This is a genomic window from Anaerococcus porci, from assembly GCF_034090325.1.
Taxonomy (GTDB): Bacteria; Bacillota; Clostridia; order Tissierellales; family Peptoniphilaceae; genus Anaerococcus; species Anaerococcus porci.
Genome location: NZ_JAXDSU010000056.1, coordinates 1 through 20,296, shown reverse-complemented (window position 1 = coordinate 20,296; position 20,296 = coordinate 1). Strand labels below are relative to the sequence as shown.

37 protein-coding genes are annotated in these 20,296 nt (G+C 33.0%); 2 read left to right on the top strand and 35 right to left on the bottom strand.

Features of this window, described 5'->3' with window-relative positions; all coding sequences use genetic code 11:
* Window positions 1-97: 97 nt before the first annotated feature.
* From SOR60_RS05630 to rpsJ, 35 genes are all read right to left on the bottom strand, one after another.
* Complete coding sequence (locus SOR60_RS05630; protein ID WP_320595448.1) at window positions 98-670, bottom strand: sugar O-acetyltransferase; 573 nt, start codon at window positions 668-670, stop codon at window positions 98-100.
* Window positions 667-1,254: a ribonuclease H1 domain-containing protein gene (locus tag SOR60_RS05625; protein ID WP_176269869.1), complete on the bottom strand. Its 588-nt coding sequence runs from the start codon at window positions 1,252-1,254 to the stop codon at window positions 667-669. The genes SOR60_RS05630 and SOR60_RS05625 overlap by 4 nt, the downstream gene beginning before the upstream one ends.
* Window positions 1,254-2,708 carry an alpha-amylase gene (locus SOR60_RS05620; RefSeq protein ID WP_320595447.1) on the bottom strand — a complete coding sequence of 485 codons (1,455 nt, stop codon included), beginning with the start codon at window positions 2,706-2,708 and terminating at the stop codon, window positions 1,254-1,256. Before SOR60_RS05620 ends, SOR60_RS05625 begins: the two co-directional genes overlap by 1 nt.
* Window positions 2,701-3,348: a deoxyribose-phosphate aldolase gene (gene deoC / locus SOR60_RS05615; protein WP_154540705.1), complete on the bottom strand. Its 648-nt coding sequence runs from the start codon at window positions 3,346-3,348 to the stop codon at window positions 2,701-2,703. Before deoC ends, SOR60_RS05620 begins: the two co-directional genes overlap by 8 nt.
* Window positions 3,349-4,437 (bottom strand): SpoIIE family protein phosphatase, encoded by a 1,089-nt coding sequence (locus tag SOR60_RS05610; RefSeq protein ID WP_320595446.1) that lies wholly within the window; start codon window positions 4,435-4,437, stop codon window positions 3,349-3,351.
* A 267-nt stretch (window positions 4,438-4,704) separates the two neighbouring features.
* Window positions 4,705-5,046 carry a 50S ribosomal protein L17 gene (gene rplQ / locus SOR60_RS05605; RefSeq protein WP_154540701.1) on the bottom strand — a complete coding sequence of 114 codons (342 nt, stop codon included), beginning with the start codon at window positions 5,044-5,046 and terminating at the stop codon, window positions 4,705-4,707.
* 9 nt (window positions 5,047-5,055) lie between these two features.
* Window positions 5,056-6,015 carry a DNA-directed RNA polymerase subunit alpha gene (locus SOR60_RS05600; RefSeq protein WP_154540699.1) on the bottom strand — a complete coding sequence of 320 codons (960 nt, stop codon included), beginning with the start codon at window positions 6,013-6,015 and terminating at the stop codon, window positions 5,056-5,058.
* 33 nt (window positions 6,016-6,048) lie between these two features.
* Window positions 6,049-6,642 (bottom strand): 30S ribosomal protein S4, encoded by a 594-nt coding sequence (gene rpsD, locus SOR60_RS05595; RefSeq protein ID WP_154540697.1) that lies wholly within the window; start codon window positions 6,640-6,642, stop codon window positions 6,049-6,051.
* 12 nt (window positions 6,643-6,654) lie between these two features.
* A complete protein-coding gene (rpsK, locus tag SOR60_RS05590) occupies window positions 6,655-7,059 on the bottom strand; it encodes a 30S ribosomal protein S11 (RefSeq protein ID WP_154540695.1) in 405 nt (134 codons plus the stop codon).
* Between the two features lie 8 nt (window positions 7,060-7,067).
* A complete protein-coding gene (rpsM, locus tag SOR60_RS05585) occupies window positions 7,068-7,409 on the bottom strand; it encodes a 30S ribosomal protein S13 (RefSeq protein WP_154540693.1) in 342 nt (113 codons plus the stop codon).
* 11 nt (window positions 7,410-7,420) lie between these two features.
* Window positions 7,421-7,534, bottom strand: a complete 114-nt coding sequence (rpmJ, locus tag SOR60_RS05580; RefSeq protein WP_004818043.1) for a 50S ribosomal protein L36 — start codon at window positions 7,532-7,534, stop codon at window positions 7,421-7,423.
* A gap of 235 nt (window positions 7,535-7,769) precedes the next feature.
* A complete protein-coding gene (gene infA / locus SOR60_RS05575) occupies window positions 7,770-7,988 on the bottom strand; it encodes a translation initiation factor IF-1 (RefSeq protein WP_154540691.1) in 219 nt (72 codons plus the stop codon).
* 164 nt (window positions 7,989-8,152) lie between these two features.
* A complete protein-coding gene (locus SOR60_RS05570; protein WP_320595445.1) occupies window positions 8,153-8,797 on the bottom strand; it encodes an adenylate kinase in 645 nt (214 codons plus the stop codon).
* Window positions 8,798-8,801: 4 nt separating this feature from the next.
* The gene (gene secY / locus SOR60_RS05565) at window positions 8,802-10,076 is read right to left on the bottom strand and encodes a preprotein translocase subunit SecY (RefSeq protein ID WP_154540687.1); all 1,275 of its coding nucleotides are present in this window, start codon (window positions 10,074-10,076) and stop codon (window positions 8,802-8,804) included.
* Complete coding sequence (gene rplO, locus SOR60_RS05560; RefSeq protein WP_154540685.1) at window positions 10,076-10,519, bottom strand: 50S ribosomal protein L15; 444 nt, start codon at window positions 10,517-10,519, stop codon at window positions 10,076-10,078. Before rplO ends, secY begins: the two co-directional genes overlap by 1 nt.
* A gap of 10 nt (window positions 10,520-10,529) precedes the next feature.
* Complete coding sequence (rpmD, locus tag SOR60_RS05555) at window positions 10,530-10,712, bottom strand: 50S ribosomal protein L30 (RefSeq protein ID WP_154540683.1); 183 nt, start codon at window positions 10,710-10,712, stop codon at window positions 10,530-10,532.
* Between the two features lie 10 nt (window positions 10,713-10,722).
* Window positions 10,723-11,229, bottom strand: coding sequence for a 30S ribosomal protein S5 (gene rpsE, locus SOR60_RS05550; protein WP_154540681.1), 507 nt, complete (start codon window positions 11,227-11,229; stop codon window positions 10,723-10,725).
* 15 nt (window positions 11,230-11,244) lie between these two features.
* Window positions 11,245-11,610, bottom strand: coding sequence for a 50S ribosomal protein L18 (gene rplR / locus SOR60_RS05545; protein ID WP_154540679.1), 366 nt, complete (start codon window positions 11,608-11,610; stop codon window positions 11,245-11,247).
* Between the two features lie 10 nt (window positions 11,611-11,620).
* Window positions 11,621-12,160 carry a 50S ribosomal protein L6 gene (gene rplF, locus SOR60_RS05540; RefSeq protein WP_320595444.1) on the bottom strand — a complete coding sequence of 180 codons (540 nt, stop codon included), beginning with the start codon at window positions 12,158-12,160 and terminating at the stop codon, window positions 11,621-11,623.
* Window positions 12,161-12,170: 10 nt separating this feature from the next.
* Window positions 12,171-12,566: a 30S ribosomal protein S8 gene (rpsH, locus tag SOR60_RS05535; protein ID WP_154540675.1), complete on the bottom strand. Its 396-nt coding sequence runs from the start codon at window positions 12,564-12,566 to the stop codon at window positions 12,171-12,173.
* 18 nt (window positions 12,567-12,584) lie between these two features.
* Window positions 12,585-12,770, bottom strand: a complete 186-nt coding sequence (locus tag SOR60_RS05530; RefSeq protein WP_154540673.1) for a type Z 30S ribosomal protein S14 — start codon at window positions 12,768-12,770, stop codon at window positions 12,585-12,587.
* An 11-nt stretch (window positions 12,771-12,781) separates the two neighbouring features.
* Complete coding sequence (gene rplE / locus SOR60_RS05525) at window positions 12,782-13,324, bottom strand: 50S ribosomal protein L5 (RefSeq protein ID WP_154540671.1); 543 nt, start codon at window positions 13,322-13,324, stop codon at window positions 12,782-12,784.
* Window positions 13,325-13,341: 17 nt separating this feature from the next.
* Complete coding sequence (rplX, locus tag SOR60_RS05520; RefSeq protein WP_154540669.1) at window positions 13,342-13,650, bottom strand: 50S ribosomal protein L24; 309 nt, start codon at window positions 13,648-13,650, stop codon at window positions 13,342-13,344.
* Window positions 13,651-13,659: 9 nt separating this feature from the next.
* Window positions 13,660-14,028 carry a 50S ribosomal protein L14 gene (gene rplN, locus SOR60_RS05515; RefSeq protein ID WP_320595443.1) on the bottom strand — a complete coding sequence of 123 codons (369 nt, stop codon included), beginning with the start codon at window positions 14,026-14,028 and terminating at the stop codon, window positions 13,660-13,662.
* A gap of 19 nt (window positions 14,029-14,047) precedes the next feature.
* Window positions 14,048-14,308, bottom strand: a complete 261-nt coding sequence (gene rpsQ, locus SOR60_RS05510; RefSeq protein WP_154540665.1) for a 30S ribosomal protein S17 — start codon at window positions 14,306-14,308, stop codon at window positions 14,048-14,050.
* Between the two features lie 4 nt (window positions 14,309-14,312).
* The gene (gene rpmC, locus SOR60_RS05505; RefSeq protein ID WP_154540663.1) at window positions 14,313-14,519 is read right to left on the bottom strand and encodes a 50S ribosomal protein L29; all 207 of its coding nucleotides are present in this window, start codon (window positions 14,517-14,519) and stop codon (window positions 14,313-14,315) included.
* On the bottom strand, window positions 14,519-14,950 hold the full coding sequence (rplP, locus tag SOR60_RS05500) for a 50S ribosomal protein L16 (RefSeq protein ID WP_154540661.1): 432 nt from the start codon (window positions 14,948-14,950) through the stop codon (window positions 14,519-14,521). Before rplP ends, rpmC begins: the two co-directional genes overlap by 1 nt.
* A 29-nt stretch (window positions 14,951-14,979) precedes the next feature.
* Window positions 14,980-15,708 carry a 30S ribosomal protein S3 gene (gene rpsC, locus SOR60_RS05495; RefSeq protein WP_320595442.1) on the bottom strand — a complete coding sequence of 243 codons (729 nt, stop codon included), beginning with the start codon at window positions 15,706-15,708 and terminating at the stop codon, window positions 14,980-14,982.
* Between the two features lies 1 nt (window position 15,709).
* Window positions 15,710-16,057 carry a 50S ribosomal protein L22 gene (rplV, locus tag SOR60_RS05490; protein ID WP_154540657.1) on the bottom strand — a complete coding sequence of 116 codons (348 nt, stop codon included), beginning with the start codon at window positions 16,055-16,057 and terminating at the stop codon, window positions 15,710-15,712.
* A 10-nt stretch (window positions 16,058-16,067) separates the two neighbouring features.
* A complete protein-coding gene (gene rpsS / locus SOR60_RS05485; RefSeq protein WP_154540655.1) occupies window positions 16,068-16,355 on the bottom strand; it encodes a 30S ribosomal protein S19 in 288 nt (95 codons plus the stop codon).
* 9 nt (window positions 16,356-16,364) lie between these two features.
* Window positions 16,365-17,198 (bottom strand): 50S ribosomal protein L2, encoded by an 834-nt coding sequence (gene rplB / locus SOR60_RS05480; protein ID WP_154540653.1) that lies wholly within the window; start codon window positions 17,196-17,198, stop codon window positions 16,365-16,367.
* Between the two features lie 11 nt (window positions 17,199-17,209).
* A complete protein-coding gene (gene rplW / locus SOR60_RS05475) occupies window positions 17,210-17,503 on the bottom strand; it encodes a 50S ribosomal protein L23 (RefSeq protein WP_154540651.1) in 294 nt (97 codons plus the stop codon).
* Entirely contained in the window at window positions 17,503-18,126 is a 624-nt protein-coding gene (gene rplD / locus SOR60_RS05470) for a 50S ribosomal protein L4 (RefSeq protein WP_320595441.1), read from the bottom strand. The genes rplW and rplD overlap by 1 nt, the downstream gene beginning before the upstream one ends.
* A gap of 13 nt (window positions 18,127-18,139) precedes the next feature.
* The gene (gene rplC, locus SOR60_RS05465) at window positions 18,140-18,769 is read right to left on the bottom strand and encodes a 50S ribosomal protein L3 (RefSeq protein ID WP_320595440.1); all 630 of its coding nucleotides are present in this window, start codon (window positions 18,767-18,769) and stop codon (window positions 18,140-18,142) included.
* Window positions 18,770-18,834: 65 nt separating this feature from the next.
* The gene (gene rpsJ, locus SOR60_RS05460) at window positions 18,835-19,143 is read right to left on the bottom strand and encodes a 30S ribosomal protein S10 (protein ID WP_320595439.1); all 309 of its coding nucleotides are present in this window, start codon (window positions 19,141-19,143) and stop codon (window positions 18,835-18,837) included.
* A 741-nt stretch (window positions 19,144-19,884) separates the two neighbouring features.
* On the opposite strand from rpsJ, the gene SOR60_RS05455 reads away from it, so the two are divergent.
* A complete protein-coding gene (locus SOR60_RS05455; protein ID WP_320595438.1) occupies window positions 19,885-20,010 on the top strand; it encodes a hypothetical protein in 126 nt (41 codons plus the stop codon).
* Window positions 20,011-20,023: 13 nt separating this feature from the next.
* Window positions 20,024-20,170: a hypothetical protein gene (locus SOR60_RS05450; RefSeq protein ID WP_320595437.1), complete on the top strand. Its 147-nt coding sequence runs from the start codon at window positions 20,024-20,026 to the stop codon at window positions 20,168-20,170.
* Window positions 20,171-20,296: the final 126 nt, after the last annotated feature.

Below are 20,296 nucleotides of genomic sequence, written 5' to 3'. Positions count from 1 at the left end.
GTTAGCTTTACATATATTATAATAATTTTAATAATTTATGTCAAATTTACTTTCCATATTTGTTGATTGATAAAAAAATAAACCCTGGAAACTGGGTTTATTTTCTATTATCTTCACTTATTTTTCTAATCTCTCTACAAGGATTACCAAAGGCAACTGTGTTGTCTCCTATATCTTTTGTTACGACTGATCCTGATCCTATTACAGTATTATCTCCTATTTTTACTCCAGGATTTATTATAACACCTGCTCCTATCCATACATTGTCCCCTATTTCGACTGATTTTGCATATTCTAGGCCATTATTTCTTCTTTTATAGTCGATTGGGTGTCCTGCTGTGGATATGGTTACATTTGGGGCTATAAAGACGTTTTTTCCTATTTTTACTTTCGCCCCATCTAGTATTATAAGCTTGTGGTTTGCGTAAAAATTTTCTCCAACTTCTATATTAAATCCATAGTCACAATAAAAAGGACTTACTATTTCTATGTTTTTTCCATGCTTTATTTGTAATTTATCAATAATTTCAAGTTTTTTCTTCTCATCACTTGGCATAGTATTATTATATTCAAAACATATGTCTTTCGCTTTAAGTCTTAGTTTTAAGATTTCTTTATCATAGTTTGCATCGTATATTTCGCCTTTTAGCATTTTTTCAAATTCCCTCATATTTTTATCCCTAGTGATTTTTTAGCCAAGAAATCTGCCAAGTCGTTGTATTTGTCGTTTGAGTGAGCCTTTACTTTTATAAAATGAATATCTATCATCTTTTTAGCGTTTTGGAAAAAGTTATAGTATCTTTGGGTTAGTTCGTTATTTCTCTTCCAAGATCCTTTTGCCCATGATTCTATTCCTTGATAGTCAAAGTGAATATAGATTGTTTTTTTACCTTCTTCTATTGCCTTATTTATAGCTCCAACGCTCGCCTTAACCTCTCCTGCCACATTTCTATGAATGTGAAATTTATCATCAAAGGCTTCATATATCTCTTCTATCTTATCATCAGTAATGTAGACTATACCTGTCCCATATTTCTTATCATTTTTGGAATAGGAACCATCTATATATGCTATTACTGAATTCTTGTCTGCCTTTACTTCTATTTCTTTGTCTAAAAGGAAGTCTTCTGCCTCTTCTTTTTTCTTGAAGGATTTGTATATAGCTCCCTTATATCCTTTTACCTCTTTTAAACACAAATCCCAGGATGTATATATCCCGGGATTTCTGCCCTTTTTAACTGCATAATATTTCATTATTTTTCTATACTTTCTTCACTTACCCAATATGCTACTGAGCCCGGTCCAACATTAAACATTCCATTTCCATTTTCATCTATGATTACTTTATTTTTGTTTTTTCCAGATAAATCTACATAATTTTTTCCAGCTTCTTCTTCTCCAACAAACATTTGTTTTTCTGCCATATCCCCTATAGATATAATTACTGCTAGGGAGGAAGTATCCTTATCGGTCCTTCTTACCCATCCAACTACTTGTGGATTATCAAAATAGTCATCTTGTTCTCCAAATGAATATTTTATTCTTACGCTTAACATATTATCTATCATATCTTTAAGTGGCTCTTTTTTAACCTGACCTTTTAGACCATAATAATCGCCTGCAAAGATACAAGGATAGCCGTCTTTTCTAAATAATATAAGTGAATAAGCAATTTCTTTAAACCAATCCTCTACCCATGAGTCTAAAGATTGACCTGGTTGAGAGTCGTGATTATCAACAAAAGTCACTGCTTGGAGTGGATGCCTTTCAACTATTGTGTTATTAAAAATATTTCTCATATCATAGTTTCCGTTGGATTTGCTTGCCTCTTCCATATGAAAGTGAAGTGGTACATCAAATAAGTCTATCTTCCAATCAGTATCATCAAGATAACCATCTATTTTCTTTTCATCATATTGCCAATATTCTCCAAAAAGATAAAAATCATTTCCTTTTTTATCCATTATATGTTTGGAAAGATCATAGATAAAGTTTTCTGATATGTGTTTTAATGCATCATACCTAAAACCATCTACCTTGGTTTCTTCCATAAACCAATCAATCCACTTGAATATTTCTTCCCTTACTTCTGGATGGTTATGGTCTATATCAGCATTCATAAGATAGTCAAAATTTCCCTTCTCATGACTTACACCTTCATCCCAATACTTCCCATCACCTAATATCCTATATATGGCCTTGGTACCTGTATTTGAATCATAGTCTACACCTGAAAAGTGATAATAGTGCCAAACAAAATCTGAGTATTTGCCGGCTCTTCCAGGAAAGTCAAAACCTGTCCAAGCCTTTATTTTTATATCTCCAGATACGTCTTTTTCTCTATTATTTTGATCTACCATTCTTGCCATGAATTCTTCTTCAAAGTCAGCATTTCCTTTATGGTTTAATACTACATCTGCATAGACTCTTATATCATTTTTATGGAGTTCATCTATTGCATCTAGAAGTTCTTTTTTTGTACCATACTTTGTTCTTATACTTCCCTTTTGATCAAATTCTCCCAAATCCCATAAATCATATATACCATAACCTACGTCTTGGTCTCCACCACCCTTACACATAGGTGGAATCCAAAGAGCATCTATACCAGATTCTTTAAGCTTTTTTGCATTTTTCTTTAAATTTTTATAAAAGTTACCATCAGCTGGTGTATCCCACTCAAAGGCTTGCATCATAACATCAGGCATTTTCTTCTCCTTTAACTATAGCAACAGATGCAGAAGAGCCTAGTCTATTTGCACCAGCCTCAATCATTTCTATTGCTTCAGCATATGTGTGAATTCCACCACTTGCCTTAACTCCTAAATCATCTCCTACAGTTTTTCTCATTAAGGCAACATCTTCCTTTTTAGCACCAGCTGTTGAAAATCCAGTAGAAGTTTTTACAAAATCAGCTTTTGCTTCTTTAGAAAGTTCACATATCTTTACTTTTTCTTCATCATTTAAAAGGCATGTTTCAATTATTACTTTTAAAATCTTATCTTTTGAAGCTTTCCTAACTTCTTTTATATCATTTAAAATATAATCGTAGTCCTTATCTTTTAACCTTCCTACATTTATAACCATATCTATCTCATCTGCTCCGTCTTCTATGGCACACTTTGCCTCAAAGGCTTTGGCTTTAGTTGACATTGCTCCAAGTGGAAAACCTACTACAGATGTTATTCTTATATCTTTATCCATATTCCTTATATATTTTACAAAGGATGAGTTTACACAAACTGATTTAAACTTATATTTCTTAGCTTCTTTTACAAGTTTTTCTATTTGCTCTACTCTTGCATCTGCCTTTAGAAGTGTATGGTCAATATAATCATTGATTTTCATCTAATTCTCCTTATATTCTAACAAGCAAAGACTTATGTCGTCTTCTTGCTCACCCCAATAGTATTTATCTAGCTCGTCTAAAAGCTCATCTAATTTCTTTAGCTTTTTTATGCTTTCTTCTAATCTATATACCCCAAATTCTTCTTTATTTGCATCTTTTGCTTCTGTTACTCCGTCTGTATAAAATAAAATCTTGTCATTTGGATGTAGTTTAACTGTGACTTCCTGATAGATATTTTGCTCTATTATATTTGATATCATTCTTCCTGATACAAGAAGTTTGTTTACATAGTTCTTATTTTCTTGGTAATGGAGAGGTGGGCAGTTTAGTCCTGCATTTGAATAGGTAAGGGTATTATATTTAGTATTGAATATACCAACCCAAACTGTAAAATACTGGGATGAGTTCATATCAAGCTTTACAAATTCAGACCTCAATTTCTTTAAAACTTGACCTGGTGAATAGTTTTTATGACTTTCAAGTATTCCTATTATAGATAATTTTACAAACATGGTCATAATTGATGCCTTAACTCCATGTCCCATTACATCTGCAATATAGAAAGCGAACCTATTTTCATCAATTTTTATTATATCAAATAAATCACCTGAAACATCATTTGAAGGAATGTATCTTCCTTCAAGTTTTATTTTCCCATATTGCTTGTTTTTAGGAAGAATACTTGATTGAATTTTTCTTACAAATCTGATATCATCTAGCATCTTTCTGTTGGCATTAAAAAGCTCAACTTTCATTTTAGACTCACTGGTAATATCTCTATAAACTTCGATAGTTCCTACAAATTCTTTGTCAAAATATAAAGGTGATGACTTTTTTGAATAATACTTGCCTGCTATCAACTTTTCTTCTTCTATTGTATTATTTTTAAAAATATCAGCTTGTTCTTCTAAGTTTTCACTTTCTACATTTAACTCAATGAGTGACCTATCAAGGTGAATATCTCTTCTCATCTTTTCATTTACAAAAATAAGTCTTCCGTATTTATCAAGAATTCTCACCCAATCATCCATTGAGTTTAAGGCATAAAAGTTAATTCTACTAAAATTTTCGATTTTTTCCTTACCCATTTCTACCTCTTTATAACATATTCTACTTTTATGTTATCATTTATAGGATATATTTTCAATTTATAAGTGATTTTATTATATTTCTTCACAAAATTAATTTAAAATTCTGCCTATAAATCTTTAATTAGCAATATTTAGTATATATAAAACTATAAGTAAATATATATTCATAAATAATAGATAGTATTATACCACTTGTTTATATATTTTAAATTTTTCAATTAAAAAAAGCACCTTATTTTCATAAGATGCTATAGAGTAAGTTTATTATACTAGTTCTATAATAGCTCTTTCAGAACCATCGCCTCTTCTTGGTCCTAATTTTAGTACTCTAGTATATCCACCATTTCTGTCCTCATATCCAGGTGCTATTTCATTGAATAATTTTTGAACTGTAGATGGTTTATATATATAACTTGCTGCTTGTCTTCTTGTGTGAAGTGTATTCTTCTTACCTAATGTAATCATACGATCAGCCATTTTTTGTGTTTCTTTCGCTCTTGTTAGTGTAGTGATTATTCTACCATTATCTAACAAAGAAGTTACTTGATTTCTAAGTAAGGCTGTTCTATGATCTGTCCTTCTACCAAGCTTTCTTTTATTAGCCATCATTTCCTCCTAATCTTCTTTTAAGCTAAGACCTAAACTTTCAATCTTATCTTTTACTTCATCAAATGATTTTTTACCAAAGTTTTTGATTTCTTTAAGTTCAGATTCACTTTTTTCTATAATATCACCCACATTTGTAAAGCCTGCTCTCTTTAGGCAGTTAAATGATCTTAGTGATAGGTCTAATTCCTCAATTGTTTTAGCCTTTTGTTCAGATTGATTGTCTTCTTCGATTATTTCATCTTCAACTTCAACCTCTTCTTCTTCAGGTGGGAATTGTTGACCTGGTAATTCTTTGAAAAATCTAATATCATCCATAAGAATTGTTGCTCCAACACTAAGTGATTCTTGAGGAGTGATTGTTCCATCGGTCCAAACTTCAAGTATTAATTTATCATAGTCTGTTGATTCACCTACTCTTGTATTTTCTACTGTGAAATTTACACTCTTTACTGGTGTAAATGATGAATCTATGGCTATGGCCCCTATTGGGTCTGTATCTTTTTTGTTTTCTTCTGCTACCCTATAACCCTTACCATCAGTAACATCAAGAGCTATGAATAATCTTCCCTTTTCATTTACTGTAGCAAGATAGTGGTCTGGATTAGCGATTTCAACTTGATTGTCAGTTTTTATATCTTTTGCTGTAACAATCTTTGGACCTTCAATATCTAAAAAAAGTGTTATATCTTCTTTTGTATATTTCTTTATATCGATACCTTTGATATTTAATATTAATTCAGGCACATCTTCAACAACTCCTGGAATTGTTGAGAATTCATGTAGTACCCCGTCTATAAGAATCTTTGAGACGCTAGAACCAGGTAAGGATGATAAAAGCATCCTTCTCATACTGTTTCCTATGGTTGTACCATAGCCTCTTTCGAGTGGATATAGAACAAACTTACCGTAGTTAGTTTCTTCATCTATATCTAAAATTTCAATCTTTGTATCTAATTTCTCTATCATTGTATCTCCTTAGTTCTAACAATTTATCTAATTCTATTTAGAATAGAACTCAACAATCATACGCTCTTCTACAGGTATATCAATGTCTTCTCTTGCAGGGAAGTGTTCTACCTTAACCTTAAGATTTTCAAGGTCGCTATCTAACCAAGATACCACTCCAAATGAAGCGTTAGCTTCTTTTACAGCCTTGAATAGTTGTGATGATCTTGATTTTTCTTTAACTTCAATTACATCACCTTCATTTACAAGTATTGAAGGAATATCTACATTCTTACCATTTACTAAAAGGTGTCCATGAGTTACTATTTGTCTTGCTTCTCTTCTTGTGCGAGCAAGTCCTGATCTAAATGCTATATTATCAAGTCTTCTTTCACAAAGAATAATTAGGTTTTCACCTGCTTGTCCTTCTAATTTAAGAGCTTTTTCATAATAGCCTCTAAATTGTTTTTCACTTACTCCATAAATGAATTTAGCTTTTTGTTTTTCCCTTTGTTGCATACCATATTCACTAAGTTTTCTTCTTTGATTAGAGTTTGTTCTTTTAGATTCTCCTGAATAACCTAAGTATGCTGGGCTTATTCCTAAGCTTCTACATCTTTTAAATATTGGATCTCTGCTTACTGCCATAATCTCTCCTTACTAAACTCTTCTTCTCTTAGGTGGTCTACAACCATTGTGTGGAATTGGTGTTACATCTTTTATCATTGTTACTTCAAGTCCTGCTGCTTGCAAGCTTCTGATTGCAGATTCTCTTCCAGAGCCTGGTCCTTTAACAAAAACCTCTACTGTTTTAAGACCGTATTCCATAGCTTTTTTAGCTGCCTCTTGTGCTGCCTCTTGTGCTGCGAAAGGAGTAGATTTTCTTGATCCTCTAAATCCTAATTGTCCAGCACTAGCCCATGAAAGTGCGTTACCTTGAGCATCTGTCAAAGTTACCATTGTGTTATTGAATGTTGAATTGATATGAGCTTGTCCTCTTTCGACATTCTTTTTAACTCTTCTTCTACCTCTTTTAGCAGAAGATTTTCTAGTCTTTGCTGCCATATCTCCTCCTAATGTCTTCCTTTTCTAGTTCTAGCGTTGTTTTTTGTATTTTGACCTCTTACAGGTAGACCTTTTTTGTGTCTCATTCCCCTATAACAGTTGATTTCTCTAAGGTTTCTAATATTCATTGACACTTCACGTCTAAGGTCACCTTCGATTGTGTAATCATCAAGTGCCTCACGAATTTTACCTAATTCGCCTTCTGTAAGATCTTTCATTTTTGTATCAGGGTCGATTCCTGTTTTTTCTAATATTTCTTGTGCTGAAGATTTTCCTATACCATAAATATAGGTTAATCCAATTTCTGCTCTTTTTTCTCTAGGTAAGTCTATACCAGCTATTCTTGGCATCTAAAACCTCCTTAACCTTGTCTTTGTTTATGTTTTGGATTTTCGCAAATTACCATTACTTTACCATTTCTTTTGATAATTTTGCATTTATCACACATTTTTTTTACTGATGCTCTAACTTTCATTATCGTTCTCTCTTTCTTTATACTAACTTGAATAAAATAATCTAACTTTGACTAAACAGCTTATTTGCTCGCTTAGTTTTTCGGACTCACTTCGTTCGTCTCGAAAATTAAAGATTTTTTTCAAAAATCTTTAACACTGCCGAATCCTCTCGCTTTGCTCGCTTAGTTTTTCGGACTCACTTTGTTCGTCTCGAAAATTAAAGATTTTTTTCAAAAATCTTTAACACTGCCGTGACTACTTCTTTCTCCAAGTAATTCTACCTTGAGTAAGATCATATGGGGATAGTTCTACTGTTACTGTATCTCCTGGTAATATCCTAATGTAGTTCATTCTAAGTTTACCTGAAATATGTGCTTGTATTTGGTGACCATTTTCAAGTTCTACTTTAAATATTGCATTTGGTAGAGCTTCTTTAACTACTCCTGTTACTTCTATAGCATCTTTTTTTGACATCGATAAAATCTTCCTTTCTTTAATGTTTATCTATTAATGTCTGATTGATTCGCTTTTAACAACAAGACATGATCTAGATATCTTTAGGTAAAGACTCTATCTTCATCTCGTTTTCGATTTTGTAATTTATTGAAAAATTCAGTATATTTGTCATATCTCGAAAATTATTTTCCTAAACTTTTTTTAATTTGCTCAAAAACTTCATCAGGAGTTTTTGTACCGTCAATAGTAACTAATATACCTTTATCATTATAGTAATCAATCAAAACTGATGTGTGTTTGTTGTAAACATCAAGTCTTTCTTTAACTGCTTCTGGTCTATCGTCTTCTCTTTGGATAAGTTTTTCTCCTGTTTCATCATCAATTCCTTCAACTTTTGGAGGATTGTATTTTATATGATAAACTTTTCCAGTTGATATATTTACTCTTCTTCCAGATATTCTTTCAATAATTACATCTTCTGGTACTTCTATATTTATTACCTTATCAATCTTATTATCTCTTTTTTGCATTCCTTCATCAAGTGCTTCGGCTTGAGTAATATTTCTAGGGAAACCATCAAGTAGAATTGTTTTGCCATCTTCTACCTTATCAAGGGCATCCCAAACCAAATCTATTGTTAATTCGTCTGGAACTAGTTGTCCTTTGTTCATGAAGCCAACAGCTTTTTGGCCTAAAGGAGTGTTGTTTTTTATATTTGTTCTAAATATATCCCCGGTAGATATTTGAACTGCATCCAATTCTTTTATTAACTTTTCTGCTTGTGTTCCCTTACCTGCTCCCGGTGGTCCTAACAATATGATATTCATTATATTACCTATTTAAAAATCCTTTGTAGTTTTTCATAGTAAGCATAGCTTCTATTTGTTTTACTGTTTCAAGTATTACACCAACAACTATTATTACTGAACTTCCACCAAATGATAAGTTTAGTCCTAAAAATCTTGATGATATTGCTGGTACTATTGTTAGTAAGGCTAATGAAATAGCACCAATAAATGTGATTTTATTTGCAACTTTGGCTAAATAGTCACTTGTTGGTTTTCCAGGTCTTATTCCTGGTATAAATCCACCATTTTGTTGTAGTTGCTTAGCATACTCAACTGTATTAAATTGTATCATGTTATAAAAGTAAGCAAATACTAATATAAGTACTGCTTGTATTATAAGATATAATACGAATCCAAATGTTGATTGGCTAAAGAATTTATTTAAAGCTCCTCCGCCTGCATTTCCCATAAATAATGAAATTGTTGATGGTATTGCAAGAACTGCTGAAGCAAATATGATTGGCATTACTCCACTCATGTTTACCTTAACTGGTATATGGGTTGATTGTCCACCATACATCTTTCTTCCAACTACTCTTTTTGCATATTGTATTGGAATTTTCCTCTCACCTTCTGTAATCTTAACGGTGAATAATACTATAAAGATTACTACAATTGCCATTATTATTATTGATAAGATGGAAGTTGTATTGTAGTGAAGTCCTGTCTTCCATGTACTTAATGTTTTTGGTACGTTAGCGATTATACCCATAAAGATTATAATTGATACACCATTACCTATACCTTTTTCTGTTATGGTCTCACCCATCCATGTAACAAGCATTGTTCCACCGATAAGCACCACATTCATAACAAATTTTTGGAATGTTGTTGCAGATGATAGTGCAGCTCCATATAATCCGTTTGTTATGGCTATAGCTTGGAATATTGCAAGAAATATTGTCATATATCTTGTATATCTTTGTATAGCCTTTCTACCTGCTTCGCCTTCTTTAGTTAGCTCTTCAAACCTTGGTATTACTACTGTTAATAATTGCATTACGATTGATGCTGTAATGTAGGGTTGTACACCAAGTGCAAATATTGATAGGGTTGAAAGTCCACCACCTGTTAACATATTTAAATAATCAACGAGTGTTCCTTCCATTCCTTTATAGGCATCAGCCAACTTTTGGGCGTCTATAAATGGAATCGGGATGTTGTTACCTAGCCTATAGATAACTAACATCACTAGAGTGAAGTAGAATTTTTTTCTAATTTCTTCTTCACTCCAAGCTCTCTTTAGCGTATCTAACATTAGATCACCTCAGCCTTTCCCCCTTGGGCTGTGATTTTTTCTTCTGCTTGCTTTGTAAATTTGTGAGCTTTAACTGTTAATTTCTTTGTTAATTCACCATCGCCTAGAATTTTGATTCCAGCTTTAGCTTTGTTTTTATTTAAGATTTTGTTTTCAAATAAAAGTTCAGGTGTAACTTCTGTTCCATCTTCAAAGATTTCTAATTCTTCAACATTTATTACTTCATATTGTTTTCTGTTGAAGTTTTTAAATCCTCTTTTTGGAAGACGTCTAAATAGTGGCATTTGTCCACCTTCAAATCCTGGTCTAACTCCTCCACCACTTCTTGAGTTTTGTCCGTCTTGACCACGACCTGCTCTTGTACCATTTCCACTTCCTGGACCTCTACCTTTTCTATTTTTTGTTTTTAGCTTTTGGTTAGGTTTTAAATCGTGAAGTTTCATTCTACACCTCCTAGCTTAATTCTTTTACTTCCAACATAAATGGAATTTTATTTATCATTCCTCTTAAGGCAGGATTATCTTCTCTTACTACAGATTGTCCAATCTTTCTAAGACCTAAGGCTTTAGCTGTAGCGATTTGATCATCTTTTCTACCTATGAAGGATTTTTTTAATTTGATTTCAACTTTTGCCATAGAATACTCCTTAATAATCGAATTCTTCTATCGATTTACCACGTAATCTTGCAACCTCTTCTACTGTTTTCATAGATTGGAATGCTTTTATACAAGCATTGATTATGTTTTGTGGGTTTGATGAACCTAGGTTTTTAGCTCTGATATCTTTATAACCTGCAAGTTCACAAATAGCACGAACTGGTCCTCCAGCTATGATTCCAGTACCTTCTGATGCTGGCATAAGAAGTACTTGACCAGCACCTTTTTTTGCTAAGATTCTGTGTGGAACTGTAGTATTTACTATAGGAACAGAAATCATGTGTTTTTTACCATCTTCTGTTGCTTTTCTAATAGCTTCTGGAACCTCTGTTGCTTTTCCAGTTCCTATACCTACATGTCCATTTTGATCTCCTACTACCACTAGGGCAGCAAATCTCATGTTACGTCCACCTTTTACAGTTTTAGCAACTCTATTTATACTAACTACTCTATCTTCGAGGTTTAGTTTGTCTACATCTTGTTTTAATAAATACATCTAAATCCTCCCTCGTTAAAACTTAAGACCATTTTCTCTTGCTGCTTCAGCTAGGGCTTTTACTTTTCCATGATAAAGATATCCGTTTCTGTCAAAAACAACCTCTTCAATTCCTTTATCAAGTGCATTTTTTGCAATTTGCTCACCAACTTTTGTGGCAGCATCAATATTTGCACAGTTTTCTAAGCCTTCTTTTACTTCACTTTGAAGAGTGTTTGCACTTGCTAGTGTAACACCATTTACATCATCTATTAGTTGTGCATATATATTAGTATTTGATTTGTAGACACTAAGTCTTGGTTTTTGAGCAGTTCCACTGACTTTATTTCTTACTCTAAACTTACGAGTTTTTAATTTTTGCTCTTTTGTTCTTTTAGCCATTTATTGCCCCCTACTTACCTGTCTTACCAACTTTTCTTCTAACATGTTCGCCCTCATAACGGATTCCTTTACCCTTATATGGTTCAGGTTTTCTCCAATTTCTGATATTTGCTGCATGTTGTCCAACTAGTTGTTTATTTGTTCCCTTTACAATAATAGTTCTATCGTTAGGAACTTCTACTTCAATACCTTCAGGATCTTCCATCTTAACTTGGTGAGAGAATCCTAGGTTCATTACAAGTGTATTTCCTTGCTTTTGAGCTCTATATCCTGTACCTTCAATTTGAAGTGTTTTTGAATAGCCTTCTGTTACACCTACTACCATATTGTGAACTAATGATCTATAAAGACCATGTTCTTGATTTTCAAGTTTTGTAGGATTTTCAGAGGCAATTATATTTAATTCATTATCTTTTTGCTCAATTTTTAGTCTTTTAGATACTAATTGAGAATCTTCGCCTTTTGGTCCTTTTACTGTAACCAAATTGTCTTTAACATCAATAGTTACTCCAGAAGGGATTTCAATTGGTTTTTTACCTATTCTTGACATTTATTCCTCCTTACCATACGTAACAAATAACTTCTCCACCAACATTAGCTTGGCGAGCGTCTTTATCTGTTAATAGTCCTTTTGATGTTGATATTATTGCAATTCCAAGTCCATCTAATACTTTAGGCACTTCATTTGCTTTAACATAAACTCTTAATCCTGGTTTGGATATTCTTCTAAGTCCTGTTATAACTTTTTCGCCTTCTTCTGTATATTTTAAATCTATTGTAAGAACACCTTGCTTATTGTCTTCTTCTACATCAAAGCCTTTAATATAACCTTCATCTAAAAGGATTTGAGCAATAGCACGTTTCTCATTAGAAGATGGTAAGCTTACAGATAAATGATTAGCCTTGTTACCATTTCTTATTCTAGTTAGCATATCCGCAATTGGATCTGTCATCATAATTAATTTCCTCCTAACTTACCAGCTTGCTTTTCTTACTCCAGGAATTTCCCCTTTGTTTGCGAGCTCCCTAAAGCATATACGACATAAACCGTATTTTCTTAGTACACCATGTGGTCTTCCGCAAAGCTTACATCTTGTGTATGCTCTTGTACTATATTTTGGTTTTCTTTTTTGTTTCGCAATCATTGACTTTTTTGCCATTTTTTGCTCCTTTATTTCTTGTAAGGCATTCCCATTAGTGTTAAGAATGCTTTAGCTTCTTCATCAGTTTCAGCTGTTGTTACAAATGTGATATCCATACCATGTAAGAAATCTACATCATCGTATTTGATTTCTGGGAATATTAATTGTTCCTTAATTCCTAACGAATAGTTTCCTCTTCCATCAAATGAATTAGGATTTATTCCTCTGAAGTCTCTAACTCTAGGTAGGGAAATTGAAATTAACTTATCCATAAAATCATACATTCTTTCTCCTCTAAGAGTTACTTTTGTGCCTATTGCTTGTCCTTCTCTTAGTTTGAAGTTAGATACAGATTTTTTTGCTTTTATTTCAATTGGTTGTTGACCTGTGATAAGTGCAAGTTCGTTTTTAGCTTTTGTTAATAAGTTTTTATTATCCTTAGCTTCCCCAAGTCCTATATTTATAACAATTTTTTCAAGTTTTGGAACTTGCATTAAATTTTTATAACCGAATTGATCCACAAGTTCTTTAACAACTTCTGATTTATATTTTTCTTTTAATCTACTTGTCATAATTACTCCTTTTGGACCTAATCGAATTTCTCGTCAGTTTTTTTGCAAACTCTAACTTTTTTGCCATCGATTATTTCAGTTGATGTTCTAACACCTTTTTTAAGACTTTCTGAGTAAAGAAGAACTTTAGAAGCATAGATTTTTCCTTCTTTTTCAATTCTTCCACTTTCTTCTCCCATTTGTCTTGCCTTTTGGTGTTTAACTATGATGTTTGCACCTTCAACTATTACTTTATTTTCTTTAGGGAAAGCTTTAAGTACTTCTCCTACATGTCCTTTATATTCACCTGATATTACTTGGACTTTATCGCCTTTTTTAATATGCATGTAATCCTCCTATAATACTTCCGGTGCAAGTGAGATAATTCTCATGAAACCTTCATGACGAAGTTCTCTTGTTACTGGCCCGAATATACGAGTTCCTACAGGTGTTTTATCGTCTTTTACGATTACTGCCGCATTATCATCAAATTTGATTGATGATCCGTCACTTCTTTTAACACCTCTTGATGTTCTAACTATAACCGCTTTAACAACTTCACCTTTTTTTACCGCTCCACCGGGTGTTGCACTTTTAACTGAACAAGTAACTACGTCCCCAATGTTTGCGTATCTTCTTCCGGCTCCACCAAGAACTTTGATAACTAAAAGTTCTCTTGCTCCGGAGTTATCTGCTACTCTCATACGAGATTCTTGTTGTATCATAATAATCTCCTTTACCTAATTAAGCACGAACTGCAGTTTCGTTAATTTTAACTAGTCTCCATCTTTTTGTCTTAGATAATGGTCTAGTTTCCATTATGGTTACAGTATCGCCTACTTTAGCTTCATTGTTCTCATCGTGAGCTTTATATTTCTTACTTACACTTAGTCTTTTTTTGTATACAGGATGTTGGATTTTTGTTTCAACTTTTACAGTTATTGTCTTATCCATACTATCTGATACAACTACTCCTTGAACGGATCTTCTACTATTTCTTTCCATCAAGTTAAGCCTCCTTATTTATATTGAGCTTTCTCTCTGTTTGGATTGTTTTTACTCTAGCTATATCTCTTTTAACATTTCCAATAGCAGCTGGGTTTTCAAGTTGACCTGTAGCCAATTGGAAACGAAGATTAAATAATTCAGATTGTAAATCGAAAAGTTTTTTATTTAATTCGCTATCACTTAATTTTCTGATTTCTACTGCTTTCATTAAGCTTCCTCCACTTCTTTGACTTCAAGCCTTTTAACAAATTTTGTCTTGATTGGTAGCTTTTGTGCAGCAAGTCTCATAGCTTCTCTTGCAACTTCTTCATTAACACCACTCATTTCAAACAAAATTCTACCTGGTTTAACTACCGCTACCCAATATTCAGGAGCACCCTTACCAGAACCCATTCTTACTTCGGCTGGCTTCTTTGAAACTGGCTTGTCTGGAAATACTTTAATCCAAATATTTCCGCCTCTTTTTATATATCTTGTCATAGCACGTCTTGCAGCCTCAATTTGATTTGCTGTAAGCCATGTACTACCTATTGCTTGTAATCCGTATTCACCATAAGCAAGTGTATTACCCTTTTGGGCTTTACCTTTCATTCTTCCCCTATGTTGTCTACGATATTTAACTCTTTTAGGCATTAACATAATCTTGTTTCCTCCTTGAGATAATAATCTTATCTATCGTTATTTCTATTATTAGGACGTCTTCTTCTGTTTTTTCTGTTGTTTTGTTTTGGTTGTTTTATCTTTGGTTGTCTTGGAGCTTTTTCTCCTGGAAGAATTTCTCCTCTATTAATCCAAACTTTACATCCTATTTTACCGTATTGTGTATCTGCTTCTGCAAAACCGTAGTCAACATCTGCTCTTAGTGTTTGAAGAGGAACTTTACCTTCGTTGTATCCTTCGCTTCTAGCCATATCAGCTCCACCAAGTCTTCCAGATACTTGAGTTTTTATACCTACAGCTCCAGCTCTCATTGTTCTTTGAACTGCTTGTTTCATTGCACGTCTGAATGTTATACGGTTCTCAAGTTGTGCTGCAATGTTTTCTGCAACTAATTGTGCATCAACATCTTGGTTTTTAATTTCTTCTACATTGATGATTACTCTTTTGCCTGTAGCTATTTTCTCAACTTTGTTTTTAAGTTCTTCTACTCCAGAGCCACCTTTTCCTATAACCATTCCTGGTTTTCCTGTGTAGATAGATATTTTGATGTTGTTTACTGCTCTTTCAATTTCAATATCAGAAATTCCTGCATCATAAACTTCTTTTTTGATTAATTTTCTTATTTTATGATCTTCAACTAAAAGATCAGAAAAGTCTTTTTTTTCTGCAAACCACTTTGAGTCCCATTCTTTTATAACTCCAACTCTAAAGCCTTTTGGATTTACTTTTTGACCCATATTATGCCTCCTCTGTTTCTAATTCTGTAAGAACTACACCTATATGAGATGATCTCTTAAGGATTGGATAAGCTGCACCCTTAGCTTTAGGTCTCCATCTTTTCATAGTTGGAGCATCATTAGCGAAGGCTTTTTTTACAAATAAGTTATCTCTTGATAATCCATTATTATTCTCAGCGTTTGCTATTGCACTTTTTAGCACATCTGAAAGTAGTTTAGCACCTTTTTTGTTAGTAAATCTAAGAATTGTAAGTGCTTCATCTACTTGTTTACCTCTAATTTCTCTGCATATATAATTAACTTTAAGAGGAGATATTCTTACATATTTAGCTGTTGCTTTAACTTCCATTTATACTCTCCTAACTTAATCTTGATTTTAATTCAGTTGCTTTTTTAGCATGGCCTCTGAATGTTCTTGTTGGAACAAATTCTCCAAGTTTGTGGCCTACCATGTCTTCTGTTATATAGATTGGCACGTGTTTTCTACCATCGTGAACTGCTATAGTATGTTCTACAAATTCTGGAAATATTGTTGAACGTCTTGACCAAGTTTTTATAACCTTTTTGTCATTTTTTTCATTTAAAGCTTCTACTTTTTTCATTAAATGTTCATCGACAAAAGGTCCCTTTTTTAAAGATCTTGCCATTAAATCCCCCTATTTTTCGTTTCTTCTTCTTACAATGTATTTAGAAGATTTGTTTTTCTTTTTTCTTGTTTTAAGACCAAGTGCTGGTTTACCCCATGGTGTAGATGGTGCTGGTCTACCTACTGGTGTTCTACCTTCACCACCTCCGTGTGGATGGTCTACTGGGTTCATTGCTGATCCTCTTACATGTGGTCTTTGACCCATATATCTAGTCTTACCAGCCTTACCTACTCTTACAAGTTCGTGTTCTATGTTTCCAACCATTCCGATTGTAGCTTTACAATTGTTGTGGATTAGTCTTGTTTCACCACTTGGTAATTTAACTGTTGCAAATCTTCCTTCTTTAGCCATAAGTTGAGCAGAAACTCCCGCACTTCTTACTAGGATTGCTCCTCTTCCAGCCTTAAGTTCGATATTATGAATCATTGTACCTACTGGGATATCTTTAAGCTCAAGTGCATTACCTGGCTTGATATCAGCTTCAGATCCACTTTCTACAACATCTCCTACTTTAAGATTTCTTGGAGCAAGAATATATCTTTTTTCTCCATCAGCATATGATAGTAGGGCAATATTTGCTGATCTATTTGGATCATATTCTATTGCTTTTACTGTTGCTGGTATATTATCTTTATTTCTTTTGAAATCAATAATTCTATATTTTCTCTTAGCTCCACCACCTCTATGGCGAACTGTAATTCTACCAGTATTGTTTCTGCCACCTTTTTTCTTTAAATCGGTAAGTAAAGATTTTTCTGGTTGTTTTTTTGTAATCTCATCAAATGTCAAAACAGACATATTTCTGTGTCCGTTTGAAGTTGGTTTAAGTTTTCTTATAGGCATTTAAATCCTCCCTACATTCCGTCGAAGTATTCAATTGCTGCAGAATCTTCAGTTAAAGTAACATAAGCTTTCTTCCAATCTGCTTTTTTACCATAACCATATCTAGTTCTAACTTTTTTACCAGTAAAGTTTAAAGTTCTCACTTTTTCTACTTTTACTCCGTCAAAGATAGATTCAATAGCTTCTTTGATTTCTGCTTTGTTAGCATTTTTGTCTACTTCAAAAGTGTATTTATTATCTTCAAGTAATTCCATACTTTTTTCAGTAATTATTGGTCTTTTTACTATATAGTAAGGTGACTTCATTATTTAAATACCTCCTCAAGTTTTGCAATTGCATCTTTTGTAATTACAAGTTTATCATGTCTTAATAAATCATATACATTGATTAGGTTTGCTTTTTCTACATCAACACCTTCAATATTTCTAAATGATTTATAAATTTTGTCATCATTTTCTGCTATAACAACATAGGCTTTACTATTTGCATCTATGTTATTTAAGATTGTTTTTGCTTCCTTAGTTTTGTATGAATCAAGTTTTAAGTCATCTAAAACAACCAATTCATTTTCATTAACTTTTGAAGTTAAAACTGAGTAAAGAGCTTTTCTTCTCATTTTCTTAGGAATTTTGTAGCTATAGTCTCTTGGCTTTGGTGCAAATACAATTCCACCGCCTGTATAATGAGGAGCTCTTATAGATCCTTGTCTAGCTCTACCTGTTCCCTTTTGTCTAAATGGCTTTCTTCCACCACCTCTTACTTCTGCACGAGTCTTAGCGGATTGTGTGCCTTGTCTTTTATTAACTAGTTGGTTTTTAACTGTGTCATAAACAGCATTTTCAGCGATTTCTGCTGCGAAAAGAGTTTCGTTTAACTCGATTTCACCAATATTTTCTCCCTTAATATTTAAAACTTCTACTTTAGGCATTTATTCCTCCTTATTATAGGCTCTTTGTAGCTTGTTTAACTTGAACAAGTCCACCTTTTGGTCCTGGAACAGCGCCTTTAACTAGGATGTAGCTGTCTTCTGTATTAACCTTAACAATTTTTAGGTTTTGAACTGTCACACGTTCATTACCCATCTTTCCAGAGCCTTTTCTACCTTTGAACACTCTAGCTGGGTCAGAACCTGCAGCTCTTGCACCTGCTACTCTGTGTGATTTAGAACCGTGGCTTGCTGGTCCTCTTCCATAGTTCCATCTTTTTATGGCACCTTGAGTTCCTTTACCTTTTGAAGTGGCTGTAATATCAACCAGTTCACCTTCTTTAAAGATATCTACTGATATTGTTTCCCCAGGATTAAGTTCTGATTTTTCATCAAGTCTTATTTCCTTTAAGAATCTCTTGTAAGAAACTTCTGCTTTGTCAAAGTGTCCTTTAATAGGTTTTTTAACATTTTTTTCTTTTTTGTCTAAATATCCAACTTGGATAGCATTGTAACCATCAACATCTTCTGATTTCACTTGTACTACTACATTATCATCAGCCTTAAGTACAGTTACAGGTGTCACTATGCCATCTTCGTTGATGACTTGAGTCATGCCTATTTTTGTTGTAAATATACTCTTCATTTGAGTACCTCCTTAATTACAGCGGATTGATCCAAAATATTTTGGAAAATCTTCAATCATTCTAATTACAGTTTTATCTCTATATCAACACCAGCTGGTAGATTTAATTTCTTTAAAGAATCTAAAGTCTTTGCATTTGGTCCAATGATGTCGATTAATCTTTTGTGTGTTCTTTGTTCAAACTGTTCTCTTGAGTCTTTGTCTTTGTGAACCGCACGAAGAATTGTTATTATTTCTTTCTCTGTTGGCAATGGGATTGGTCCACTTACTTGTGCTCCTGATCTTTTTACCGCTTCTACGATTTTTTCTGCTGAGCTATCAATTATTTCATGATCATATGCTCTTAGTCTAATTCTAATCTTTTGTTCAGCCATTTTCCCTCTCTCTTTCTTTCCACCCGTCCGGGTGTTTGATATTATTTGGAAACCGCTCAGGATCATTCCTAAGCTCGCTTGGTGAAAGTTTCCTTATGTCCTTGGCCTTAAAGCATAAGCAACATCTCACTTCACAGCACTTATATATAATACAACAAAAACAAGATTAAATCAAGGGCTTTTTAAATTTTTTTATTTTGATTATTACTTTATAGACAATAGAAATCACATATAAAGTTACATTAAAACTAAAGTCTATATATTTTCTAAATATTCAAAGTATTAACTTGACAAAAAAACGTTTTTATAATATTATAATTATAGAGAGATAGTAATATTAATAAGATAAAAGTTATGAGGCAAATAAAATGTTTTAAAATCAGATGTTAAAGCACTTATTAAGTTAATGGAGAGGAGAATTCAATATGAAAGCTATATGTAAAAAAACTTTTTACGATCGCTCTTGTATTTACTTTTATTTTACCATTTTTTAGTGCTATTACGTATGCAGATTCAGAAGTAAATACTATTAATTTACAAGAAACATCTTTATCTTTAAATACGAATACAGATGCTGATGAAACTTACATTTTTCAAAGAGAAAAGCTTTATAATGATATAAGTACTTATTCTGCTACTGGAATCTTAGTATTTGTTGGTGGAATTGTAGTAGGTTATATAGTTGACGGTGCTATTATTACTACTACAGGTCATAGTGCAGGTTGGTGGGCATCTGAAGCTATGAAGCGGGCTAAAAGTAATGTAGAAAAAGCCTTTATCAATGACGATGGAACTTCTTATGGAATAGGTGCTTCTGGATGTGTAAAAAAAAGTCCACACGGTGTATGGCATTGTCCATATTTATAGAGAGAAGGATATAATGGCTGAATTTAAATCAAAAAAAACTATAATTTTATTCCTCATATTGATGCCCTTATGCTCTATATTAATTGATGGCATAATCCTTTATGCAACTGGCCACCAAGCTGGTTGGTGGGTTGCCCAAGTGATATCCGGGATTTTTTAATAGTTATTTAACCACAATTAACCTAGCTAGATAATTTGTGAATCTCAAATTTTTATAGCCCCTTAGAACCTTAACTTCAAAGTTAATATTCTGGGGGCTTTTAAAGTTGCTTTATAATCTCTTCTT

Bases quoted from the DNA above. Each gene is read 5' to 3' on its own strand.
- rplQ (WP_154540701.1), bottom strand. From the start codon at position 5,046: ATGGCTAATAAAAGAAAGCTTGGTAGAAGGACAGATCATAGAACAGCC.
- rpmJ (WP_004818043.1), bottom strand. From the start codon at position 7,534: ATGAAAGTTAGAGCATCAGTAAAAAAAATGTGTGATAAATGCAAAATT.
- rplN (WP_320595443.1), bottom strand. From the start codon at position 14,028: ATGATACAACAAGAATCTCGTATGAGAGTAGCAGATAACTCCGGAGCA.
- rplW (WP_154540651.1), bottom strand. From the start codon at position 17,503: ATGAAGTCACCTTACTATATAGTAAAAAGACCAATAATTACTGAAAAA.
- rplC (WP_320595440.1), bottom strand. From the start codon at position 18,769: ATGAAGAGTATATTTACAACAAAAATAGGCATGACTCAAGTCATCAAC.
- SOR60_RS05625 (WP_176269869.1), bottom strand. From the start codon at position 1,254: ATGAAATATTATGCAGTTAAAAAGGGCAGAAATCCCGGGATATATACA.
- SOR60_RS05455 (WP_320595438.1), top strand. From the start codon at position 19,885: ATGAAGCGGGCTAAAAGTAATGTAGAAAAAGCCTTTATCAATGACGAT.
- rpsK (WP_154540695.1), bottom strand. From the start codon at position 7,059: ATGGCAGCAAAGACTAGAAAATCTTCTGCTAAAAGAGGTAGAAGAAGA.
- SOR60_RS05530 (WP_154540673.1), bottom strand. From the start codon at position 12,770: ATGGCAAAAAAGTCAATGATTGCGAAACAAAAAAGAAAACCAAAATAT.
- rplF (WP_320595444.1), bottom strand. From the start codon at position 12,160: ATGTCAAGAATAGGTAAAAAACCAATTGAAATCCCTTCTGGAGTAACT.
- rplV (WP_154540657.1), bottom strand. From the start codon at position 16,057: ATGGAAGTTAAAGCAACAGCTAAATATGTAAGAATATCTCCTCTTAAA.
- infA (WP_154540691.1), bottom strand. From the start codon at position 7,988: ATGTCAAAAAAAGATGCTATAGAAGTAACAGGAGTAGTTAAAGAAGCT.
- rpsM (WP_154540693.1), bottom strand. From the start codon at position 7,409: ATGCCAAGAATAGCTGGTATAGACTTACCTAGAGAAAAAAGAGCAGAA.
- rplX (WP_154540669.1), bottom strand. From the start codon at position 13,650: ATGCATATTAAAAAAGGCGATAAAGTCCAAGTAATATCAGGTGAATAT.
- SOR60_RS05570 (WP_320595445.1), bottom strand. From the start codon at position 8,797: ATGAATATCATATTGTTAGGACCACCGGGAGCAGGTAAGGGAACACAA.
- rpsQ (WP_154540665.1), bottom strand. From the start codon at position 14,308: ATGGAAAGAAATAGTAGAAGATCCGTTCAAGGAGTAGTTGTATCAGAT.
- rplE (WP_154540671.1), bottom strand. From the start codon at position 13,324: ATGACAAGTAGATTAAAAGAAAAATATAAATCAGAAGTTGTTAAAGAA.
- rplO (WP_154540685.1), bottom strand. From the start codon at position 10,519: ATGAAACTTCACGATTTAAAACCTAACCAAAAGCTAAAAACAAAAAAT.
- SOR60_RS05630 (WP_320595448.1), bottom strand. From the start codon at position 670: ATGAGGGAATTTGAAAAAATGCTAAAAGGCGAAATATACGATGCAAAC.
- SOR60_RS05610 (WP_320595446.1), bottom strand. From the start codon at position 4,437: ATGGGTAAGGAAAAAATCGAAAATTTTAGTAGAATTAACTTTTATGCC.
- rplR (WP_154540679.1), bottom strand. From the start codon at position 11,610: ATGGCTAAAAGAACAAAAGAGCAAAAATTAAAAACTCGTAAGTTTAGA.
- rpsS (WP_154540655.1), bottom strand. From the start codon at position 16,355: ATGGCAAGATCTTTAAAAAAGGGACCTTTTGTCGATGAACATTTAATG.
- rpsJ (WP_320595439.1), bottom strand. From the start codon at position 19,143: ATGGCTGAACAAAAGATTAGAATTAGACTAAGAGCATATGATCATGAA.
- rpmD (WP_154540683.1), bottom strand. From the start codon at position 10,712: ATGGCAAAAGTTGAAATCAAATTAAAAAAATCCTTCATAGGTAGAAAA.
- rplD (WP_320595441.1), bottom strand. From the start codon at position 18,126: ATGCCTAAAGTAGAAGTTTTAAATATTAAGGGAGAAAATATTGGTGAA.
- rpsH (WP_154540675.1), bottom strand. From the start codon at position 12,566: ATGATGACAGATCCAATTGCGGATATGCTAACTAGAATAAGAAATGGT.
- rpsE (WP_154540681.1), bottom strand. From the start codon at position 11,229: ATGTATTTATTAAAACAAGATGTAGACAAACTAAACCTCGAAGATAGA.
- secY (WP_154540687.1), bottom strand. From the start codon at position 10,076: ATGTTAGATACGCTAAAGAGAGCTTGGAGTGAAGAAGAAATTAGAAAA.
- rplP (WP_154540661.1), bottom strand. From the start codon at position 14,950: ATGTTAATGCCTAAAAGAGTTAAATATCGTAGACAACATAGGGGAAGA.
- SOR60_RS05450 (WP_320595437.1), top strand. From the start codon at position 20,024: ATGGCTGAATTTAAATCAAAAAAAACTATAATTTTATTCCTCATATTG.
- rpsD (WP_154540697.1), bottom strand. From the start codon at position 6,642: ATGGCAGTAAGCAGAGATCCAATATTTAAAAGATGTAGAAGCTTAGGA.
- rpmC (WP_154540663.1), bottom strand. From the start codon at position 14,519: ATGAAAGCAGTAGAAATCAGAAAATTAAGTGATAGCGAATTAAATAAA.
- rpsC (WP_320595442.1), bottom strand. From the start codon at position 15,708: ATGGGTCAAAAAGTAAATCCAAAAGGCTTTAGAGTTGGAGTTATAAAA.
- SOR60_RS05600 (WP_154540699.1), bottom strand. From the start codon at position 6,015: ATGATAGAGAAATTAGATACAAAGATTGAAATTTTAGATATAGATGAA.
- rplB (WP_154540653.1), bottom strand. From the start codon at position 17,198: ATGCCTATAAGAAAACTTAAACCAACTTCAAACGGACACAGAAATATG.
- deoC (WP_154540705.1), bottom strand. From the start codon at position 3,348: ATGAAAATCAATGATTATATTGACCATACACTTCTAAAGGCAGATGCA.
- SOR60_RS05620 (WP_320595447.1), bottom strand. From the start codon at position 2,708: ATGCCTGATGTTATGATGCAAGCCTTTGAGTGGGATACACCAGCTGAT.